This is a genomic window from Roseiarcus sp., assembly GCF_052145395.1.
Lineage (GTDB): Bacteria > Pseudomonadota > Alphaproteobacteria > Rhizobiales > Beijerinckiaceae > Roseiarcus.
In genome coordinates, this window is sequence record NZ_JBKQOT010000256.1 from 1 (window position 1) to 8,030 (window position 8,030).

General features: G+C 64.0%; 7 protein-coding genes. 3 read left to right on the forward strand and 4 right to left on the reverse strand.

The window, feature by feature from the left end:
* Positions 1-130: 130 nt before the first annotated feature.
* The 4 genes from ACLP25_RS08675 to ACLP25_RS08690 all read right to left on the reverse strand — a co-directional run bounded on the left by ACLP25_RS08675 (position 131) and on the right by ACLP25_RS08690 (position 3,879).
* On the reverse strand, positions 131-856 hold the full coding sequence (locus ACLP25_RS08675; RefSeq protein ID WP_442468803.1) for a hypothetical protein: 726 nt from the start codon (positions 854-856) through the stop codon (positions 131-133).
* Complete coding sequence (locus ACLP25_RS08680) at positions 853-1,785, reverse strand: right-handed parallel beta-helix repeat-containing protein (protein WP_442468804.1); 933 nt, start codon at positions 1,783-1,785, stop codon at positions 853-855. Before ACLP25_RS08680 ends, ACLP25_RS08675 begins: the two co-directional genes overlap by 4 nt.
* A 118-nt stretch (positions 1,786-1,903) precedes the next feature.
* Positions 1,904-2,296: a hypothetical protein gene (locus ACLP25_RS08685; protein ID WP_442468805.1), complete on the reverse strand. Its 393-nt coding sequence runs from the start codon at positions 2,294-2,296 to the stop codon at positions 1,904-1,906.
* 512 nt (positions 2,297-2,808) lie between these two features.
* The gene (locus ACLP25_RS08690; RefSeq protein WP_442468806.1) at positions 2,809-3,879 is read right to left on the reverse strand and encodes an AraC family transcriptional regulator; all 1,071 of its coding nucleotides are present in this window, start codon (positions 3,877-3,879) and stop codon (positions 2,809-2,811) included.
* A 278-nt stretch (positions 3,880-4,157) separates the two neighbouring features.
* Between ACLP25_RS08690 and ACLP25_RS08695 the strand changes: the two genes are divergently transcribed.
* The 3 genes from ACLP25_RS08695 to ACLP25_RS08705 all read left to right on the forward strand — a co-directional run.
* Positions 4,158-5,396 (forward strand): anaerobic sulfatase maturase, encoded by a 1,239-nt coding sequence (locus tag ACLP25_RS08695; protein WP_442468807.1) that lies wholly within the window; start codon positions 4,158-4,160, stop codon positions 5,394-5,396.
* Positions 5,397-5,555: 159 nt separating this feature from the next.
* A complete protein-coding gene (locus ACLP25_RS08700) occupies positions 5,556-6,440 on the forward strand; it encodes a sulfatase-like hydrolase/transferase (RefSeq protein WP_442468808.1) in 885 nt (294 codons plus the stop codon).
* Positions 6,322-8,030 (forward strand): sulfatase-like hydrolase/transferase (locus ACLP25_RS08705; RefSeq protein ID WP_442468809.1); only part of this gene is annotated, 1,709 nt, incomplete at its 3' end. The genes ACLP25_RS08700 and ACLP25_RS08705, both read left to right, overlap by 119 nt.

Consider the following 8,030-nt stretch of genomic DNA (forward strand, 5'->3'; position numbering starts at 1 on the left):
GAGAACGTCACCCACAACAGATGCTACGCCAAATTCCGCGACTTCGCCGAAGCCGTGCTCGGTTTCCTGCGTGAAACCGTGCCACAGCGGTTCGACGAGTTCTCGTCAACCATCACCGACAATTTCCGCGTCATCGACCCAAAGGAATTTCGGATCCTCGCGTGACACCGCTATAGGAGAAGGCGGAGATCGACAATTGCAAGGTGTCGGCGTTCGCTCCGGCCGCCGCAAAACCGTTGATCGTCGCGTTGCCGAACCCCGAGCCGAAGGCGAAGGTTTCCGCTCCGGCGTCGGCCGCCTGGATCGTCTCGTTGGCGTGATAGGCGAGGGTGAAGGAACCGCTGCCGACCGCGAAGCTTTCGGCCGAATCGCCTCGGGTGATCGTGACCTTGTTCTGAAGAAGGTCGATCTCGTTCGACGACCCGCTCAGGTTCAAATCGTCGGCGGCGATGTAGATCCCGTCATCGATGGCCTCGTAGGACGAACAGGCCCTGCCGGTGACTTTCGTGTAGGAATATTCGCTCGCGGAGCCCGAGCGCAGGGTCGAGACGGATAGGGCGGCGCCGGCGGCGAGGTCCGCCTTGGACTGGCTGGACGTCAGCGCGAAATTGGCCGCGGTGAGATTCAGCAGGCCGGAGATCTGGATCACCAGGTCGGGCGTGGCGTCTCCGGCGAGCGTGGCCTGGACGGTGGTGGTGTCGCTCGCCGCATTCTGCACGTAATCGACCTCAGCGCCGGCGCTGGTGAGCGCGTTCGTGCCGATGAAGGTGAAGTTCTGAACGCCCGCGGCCGTCAGATTGGCGTCAATATGGCTGAGGTCGATGATGTCCTTGGCCGGGTCGGAATTGGAGATCACGCTTGGAGCGACCTCGGCGAGTCACCGCGATTGGGGTTGATGAACGTGAAGACGTTCGCTCCGGCGCCGCCAAAGATAAACTCCCTGCCAAACCCGGCGACGAGGTTGTTCTCGGCGGTCCCGCCGAACAGATGCGCGCCGAGGCTGCCGTAGAGCGTGGTCGGGCCGGTCCCCGAGGCGCTGACGGTCGAGCCGCTGGTCGAGACGAGGACGTTGGGCGTTGGCGCGCCGGCCTTCTCGTAGGCCGCCCAGGCGCTGGCGGCGTACTCGGGGCTGGTGTAGTCGAAAATGACGTTGCCGCTCAACGTCACCCCCTGCATCGGCCCCGGCATGAAGTTGTAATACAGAAGAAATCCGAGGTAGTTGTCGGCGATCGAGATGTTGCTGAACGCGTACGATCCAGTGTTGCCAGCGTCGATGCTGGTCGATCCGCCGATGAGGTCGTTCCCCGTGACCGTCACGTTGCTGACGGGGCCTTCTTCGGACGTGATGCGGACGCAGTCGTTGGTGCCGAAGATGGAGCTTGGGTTCGTGGTCCAGTCGATGAAGTTGTCCGAAATGGTCATCGGAGCGGTGCTGTTGGTGATCCAGATCGCGTCGGGATGCTTGCCGTCGGACGTGTAGCCCGAGCCGGAGAAATAGTTTCCGGAGATGACGCCGCCGCCCTGGACGTCGACTCCGTCGGCTGGCGAATCGATGAAAGTGTTGTTGGCGACGGTGACCGTGCCGGACGACGTCACCCAGCAGCCGAGCTGGGCGGGAATGGCTTCGCTGTTGAACGTGTTGCTGGTTACGGTCGTGTTTCCGTAGCCGCCCTGGACCTGGACGGCATAGTATCCCGTCGTCGCGGTGAAGTTGCTGTCCTTGATGGTCACATTGTTGGCCTCGACGTAAACCGTCCCACTGCCGAAGCTCAGCTTTCCCCTCATTTTTTCGAAGGCCCAAATGCAACTGGAGGTTGACGCATTGCGGCGACGATTCTCGCATGACGAGTCCTGAAGCGCGAATTCGGGGCTCCGAATTGTCGAGAAAGAGATCACGCCATGCTCAATGTGGGACCTTGTGGCCCTGCGTTCGCCCGTTATGAGGGCCGAAGACCCTCGAAGTCAGGCCGTTCACGAAATGAGGGATTCCTGAGCTGCCGAAGTTGTATCCGCTGAGGACTGTTCCGGCCGCCGTGACTCTGACCAGATTTTCCGTCGGGTCGTAAGAGACGCCCGGGACGGCGTTGTTCTCCAGGGAGGTGAGCGGCTTCAGCGACGCCGCCGCAAGGGGATCGCCCGTCGGGGTGTCGATGCTGGGAATCTTGACGCCAGGGTCGGCGTTACGAAGCAGTTGAAGTTCTGCGCTCGTGTACATTTTCAAGCTCTTTCCGGTAGCGATTGCTGAAGTCGTGAAAAGAACAGCTGTGTGCGCAACAATGGATTCGACGGCGAACATTCCAATGACTTCGAAGCCCTGCCGCCCTGCCGCCTCCTACGCCGCTTTCGCGCGAGCCGAGGTGTCCCTTACAGGTTCTTTACGGTTCGGGCCATCGTCTCGGATCGATTTTTTATTCCGCGAGACGCATGAGTCGTTACGGCCAAAGGTCATGAAGATCGCAAGGCCTGGACGCGTTGGGTATACATTATGGGGCTGGTTTCGTTCCTGTTTTGGGCGCTGGTGGCCGTCACTCTCCTGGTTAGCGTGCGGTGGGGCGCGATGATTGGGCTCATCGGGTTCGTCTTCGCGCTGTTGATCGGCGCGGTCGCCGTCGCCCATTGGGCGCCCCCAAGGACCGCCGCCTCGGCCGGCGCGTCGGTCCTCCGGGCGGATGCCGGGCAACGACCGGCGATTTCGATCCGAACCTCAGTCTTTTCAATGCATTAGATGGGGTTCGCGGCGGTTCTGCGGCGAGCGATTCAATGATTTCAGAGGGTTAGCCGGACCTCGCAGTTTGGCGGCCGCGCTCCTCATCCGCCCCGCTCCGCCCGCCACCGCGCCGGCGTCGCGCCCGACCAGCCCTTGAAGGCGCGGGTGAAGGCGCTCGGGTCGGCGAAGCCGAGGCGCGCCGCGGTCTCGGCGATCGTCTCGCCTTTTCGGAGCAGATCCTGCGCCGCGTCGTACTTCGCCTCGTCCGCGAGCCCGGAGTAGGTGAGCCCGCGCGCCTCGAGCCGATGGACGAAGGTGCGCACGCTCAAGGACAGCGCGCGGCAGACGCGTTCGCGCGACAACATTCCGGCGGCGAGCTGGGTGCGGATCAGAGCGCGCGCCGTCGAGACGAAATCGCCCTGCGCGTTGCCGGCGGCCTCGCGCAGCAGCGGTGCGAGAATATCCGCCGCATGCGGGTCGCGGTCGTGCACCGGCTGACCGAGGATTGCCGCGTCGAACACGAGGCAACCCGCCTTCGCGCCGTATTCGACCGGCGCCTCGAAGAATTTCGCATACGGCGTTCTGTCACGCGGCGGCTCGCAGGTGAGGCGCACTTCGTTCGGTCGCCATCCGGGGTCGCAGAGTTGACGCATGACGTTGAAGGCGATCGCGATCGCGGCGTCGACGATCTGGTCGGCGCTTTCGATGTCGGGCGCGGTGACCGCATAGCCGAAGCAGGCGACGCCACGACGGACGTCGAGGAAGGTGGCGCCGCCGGTGTCGCTCGTCTGCAGGGTCGCGACGATGATTTCGAGCCCCTCGCGCACCGTCGGCGAATGAATCGAGACGAGACCGGTGAGCCCCATGCCAGTCGGCCGCGTCTTCGTCCCGACCCTCAGCCCGAAGCATTCGCAGCCCGTGGCCGTGACGCACTCGGTCACCAGCCGTCCCAGTGCGGAAAAGGGAATGACGGCCTCGAGGTTCAAGAAGAGCTTCGGGTCGATGCCCGCCTGCCGGATCACCGCGTCCGGGGCGGCGCCGAGTTCGGCGAGGGTCGGCGGAATCGCGGCAAGGTTCCGAACCTTGACAGTCGGAAAGCGCAGTCCTGGCCGAGCAAGAGTATCCAACGCCTGTCTGCCGTCCGCGGCGGCCCATTTCGGGCGCGCCGACATCAAGAGGTCCCTCGTGCCCAATAAGTCAATTTTTTGCCCGCCAAGTCAATGACGGCGGCCGCGCCGACCGATAGAGTGCTGCGGGCGGATCGGGGCGCCATCGGCGCGCCCGCGCTGTAACGATCGGACGCATTGTCCCCGTTCGAAATGCGCGCCTGAATCGCTGGGTTCTTAGGAGCGAGCGTGTGTAGCACGCAGTCCATGAATAGGATCTCCGACGCACCGGGCCGAATGCGTTGCGAGCACGGCCCGAGTTCCTTGCCCTCGGCGCGTCCGGCATGACCGCGAAATCCGCATATCACCTTCTGGCGAAGCCGGCGGGCGCGGCGTGCAACCTCGGCTGCCAGTACTGCTTCTTCCTGTCGAAGGAGAACCTCTATCCGGCGCGCGAGAGCCCGCTGATGCCGGACGACGTTCTCGAAGCCTATATCAGGCAGCTCATGCAATCGTCGTTCGGGCCGCAGATCGAAGTCGCGTGGCAGGGCGGCAAGCCGATGCTGCGTGGGATCGACTTCTTCCGCCGCTCGGTCGCGCTCGCGGAAAAATACCGTCCGCCGGGCATGCGCGTCCTGCACACCATCCAGACCAACGGCACGCTGATCGACGACGAATGGGCGCGGTTCTTCAAGCAGAACGGCTACCTCGTCGGCCTCAGCATCGACGGGCCGCGCGCCCTGCACGACGCCTATCGCGTGACCAAGAGTTCGGACGGCAGCTTCGACGACGCGGTTCGCGGCTGGAAGATCCTGCAGACCCACAAGGTCGACGCCAACATCCTGTGCACAGTCCATTCCGCTAACGCCGATCATCCGCTTGAGGTCTATCGCTTCCTTCGCGACGAGCTAAAAGCCGAGTACATCCAGCTGATCCCGATCGTCGAGCGCGCGACGCGGGAAACGATCGCGCTCGCCAACCGCGGCTGGGGCGGTCCGCGGGGATCGGACCGGCCGCTCTACACGCAGACGGGAAACCTGGTCACCGACCGGTCGGTGAAGGCCGATGCCTTCGGTCGGTTCCTGATCGCGATTTTTGACGAGTGGGTGAAGCGGGACGTCGGCAAGGTCTTCGTCGTCACCTTCGATGTGGCGCTCGGCAGCTGGCTCGGCCAGCACAACGCCTGCATCGTCTCGCCCACCTGCGGCGCCTCGCTGGTCATGGAGCACAACGGCGACGTCTATTCCTGCGACCATTTCGTCGAGCCGGACCATCTCATCGGCAATGTGCGCAAGACCCCGCTCGGCGATCTTGTGCACTCCGAAAAGCAGCGCCGGTTCGGCGACGCGAAATACGACACGCTCCCGCAATATTGCCGCAAGTGTCCGGTGCTGTTCGCGTGCTACGGCGAATGCCCGCGCAACCGGTTCATCGCGGCGCCCGACGGCGAAGGCGGGCTCAACTATCTTTGCGAAGGCTACAAGGCCTTCTTTCAGCACATCGAAAAGCCGATGGGGACCATGGCCGACCTCGTGCGCAAGGGGCGCTTCGCCGACGAGATCATGGCGGCTCAGCATGCGTAGCGAGTCTGTCATGGAAAGGAGCCATAGGGCGTCGAATGACGCCCGTCTGAAGACGGACTATGGCGACGAAGCAATCGCGCTTCGCCGCCTTTGTCTGCGACTTCGCGGACCCGCTCGGTCCGCTCGCGAAAAAGGTCGTGCTCGAACGACTGCGTTCAAATGGACTGGCTGGAGGACGGTATGAACAGACGGCAGCTCTTTTTCTCGACGGCCAAGGCGGCGCTCGCCACGGCTTTCGGCGTGCCCTTGATCCGCGAGGCGCAGGCGCAGTCGGCAACTACGACTGTGTTTCCTGACAGCAAGGTGTTGCCGACGCCGACGCCGCCCTTCCAGGGCTTCATCGCGCCGAACTTCGTCAACAGTCAGCCGGGCTGGCCGCCAACCGTCATGCCGCCCGAAGGCGCCCCGAACGTGCTGCTCGTCCTGATCGACGATGCGGGTTTCGGCTCGAACTCGGCGTTCGGCGGCGTCGTGCCGACGCCGACTCTGGACAAGCTGGCTCAGCGCGGCCTGCGCTACACCCAGATGCACAACACGGCGCTATGCTCGCCGACAAGGGCCGCGATGCTCACTGGCCGGAACCATCATGGGGTCGGTTTCGGCACGGTGGCCGAAGCGGCGTCCGGCTATCCCGGCTACGACTCCATCACGCGGCCCGAGACCGCGCACGGAGCGCTGGCCCTCAAGGAGAACGGCTACTCCACCGCGTGGTTCGGCAAGAACCACAATGTGCCGACCTGGGAGGCGAGCCCGCAAGGACCTTTCGAGCACTGGCCGGTCGGTCAAGGCTACGATTACCTACGGGTTCATCGGCGGCGACACGAGTCAGTGGCAGCCGGGCAACCTCTACCGAAACACCACGCCGATCCACCCCTACAACGGCAACCCGGGCTGGAACCTGATCACGGCCATGGCGGACGATTGCATCGAGTATATCAGCACGCAGACGGCGACGGATCCGAAGCGGCCCTGGTTCATCCACTACGCGCCGGGCGCGACGCATGCGCCGCACCATCCGACCCCGGAGTGGATCAAGACCATTGAGGACATGCACCTGTTCGACGACGGCTGGAACGCGATCGCCCAGCGCATCTTCGAAAACCAGAAAAAGCTCGGCGTCGTGCCGGCGAACGCCAAACTTCCGCCCTGGCCGGACTTTCTGCCAAGGTGGGAGACGCTGTCCGCCGACCAGAAGAAGCTTTACCTGCGCCAAATCAACGTCTGGGCCGCTTACATGGCCTATGTCGACCACGAGATCGGGCGCGTCGTCGAGACCGTCGAGAAGCTCGGGTTGTTCGACAACACGCTGATCCTTTGGGTCTGCGGCGACAACGGCATGAGCGCCGAGGGCTCGATGAACGGCACGTCGAACGAGGTCGCCTATTTCAATGGCTTTTCCTTCACCGTCGAGCAGATGCTGCCGCTGATCCCCGCGTGGGGCACCGATCAGACTTACCCGCACTTCGCGGTGCCCTGGGCCTTCGCGATGGATACGCCCTATCGATGGGTCAAGCAGATCGCCTCGCACCTCGGCGGCACGCGCACCGGCATGGTGGCGACCTGGCCCAAGCGCATTACGGACGCCGGCGGCATCCGCCACCAGTTCCACCACGTTATCGACATCATACCGACGATCTTCGATGCGGTCGGAATCCCGCAACCAACCATGGTCAATGGCATCGCCCAGCGCCCCTACGATGGCGTGAGCATGGTCTATAGCTGGGACAAGGCCGCCGCCGACGCGGCCTCGACGCGCACCACCCAGTATTTCGAGATTCTGGGCAATCGCGCAATCTACCACGACGGCTGGATGGCGAGCACCATTCCCGCGGTGTTTCCATGGGAGGGCGTTAAAGGGCATCCGCCGGTCGACGTGCTGAACGGGTTCAAATGGGAGCTGTTCAACCTGAAGGAGGATCCGACCCAGACGAGCGATCTGGCCGCGCAGGAGCCCGAGCGGCTGCGGCAGATGCAGGAGCTCTGGATGATCGAGGCCGTGCGCAACAACGTGCTGCCGCTGAACGCCTCGCAGGTCGCGGTCCTGACCGTCGAACGCCCCGGACCGGCCGCGGGCCGCACGCAGTTCGTCTATACCTCGCCGAATGCGTCGAACCAGTTCGCCGTGGCGCCTTCGATCCTCAACCGCTCCTACACAATCACCGCCGAGATCGAGGTGCCGCAGGGCGGGGCGAACGGCGTGCTCGTGACGCAGGGCGGACGGTTCTCTGGCTATGGGCTCTATCTCAAGGATGGCAAGCCGACTTTCACCATGAACCTGCTCGACATCGAGCGGCCGAAGTGGCAGAGCCCGGACTCGCTGCCGCCCGGCAAGCACAAGATCGTTTTCGACTGGAAGATGGACCCGGCGGGCATGCCGGTCGGGCGCGGAGGAACCGGCACGCTCTCCGTGGACGGCGCCGCCGTGGCCACACGCGCGCTGCCTCATACCCAGCCGTTCATCTGGGCCTGGGACGAGACGTTCGACGTCGGCCTCGACACCGGCACGTCGGTGGACGATGCGGATTATCAGGTTCCCGCCCCGTTCACCGGCAAGCTCGAGAAGATCACCTTCGATCTCGGCGAGACGAGCATGACGCCGGAGGCCATCAAGGCGATGATGGAGGAGCTGGCGAA

Coding starts and splice junctions, on each gene's coding strand:
- ACLP25_RS08680 (WP_442468804.1), bottom strand. CDS start 1,785: ATGAGGGGAAAGCTGAGCTTCGGCAGTGGGACGGTTTACGTCGAGGCC.
- ACLP25_RS08685 (WP_442468805.1), bottom strand. CDS start 2,296: ATGTTCGCCGTCGAATCCATTGTTGCGCACACAGCTGTTCTTTTCACG.
- ACLP25_RS08690 (WP_442468806.1), bottom strand. CDS start 3,879: ATGTCGGCGCGCCCGAAATGGGCCGCCGCGGACGGCAGACAGGCGTTG.
- ACLP25_RS08695 (WP_442468807.1), top strand. CDS start 4,158: ATGACCGCGAAATCCGCATATCACCTTCTGGCGAAGCCGGCGGGCGCG.
- ACLP25_RS08700 (WP_442468808.1), top strand. CDS start 5,556: ATGGACTGGCTGGAGGACGGTATGAACAGACGGCAGCTCTTTTTCTCG.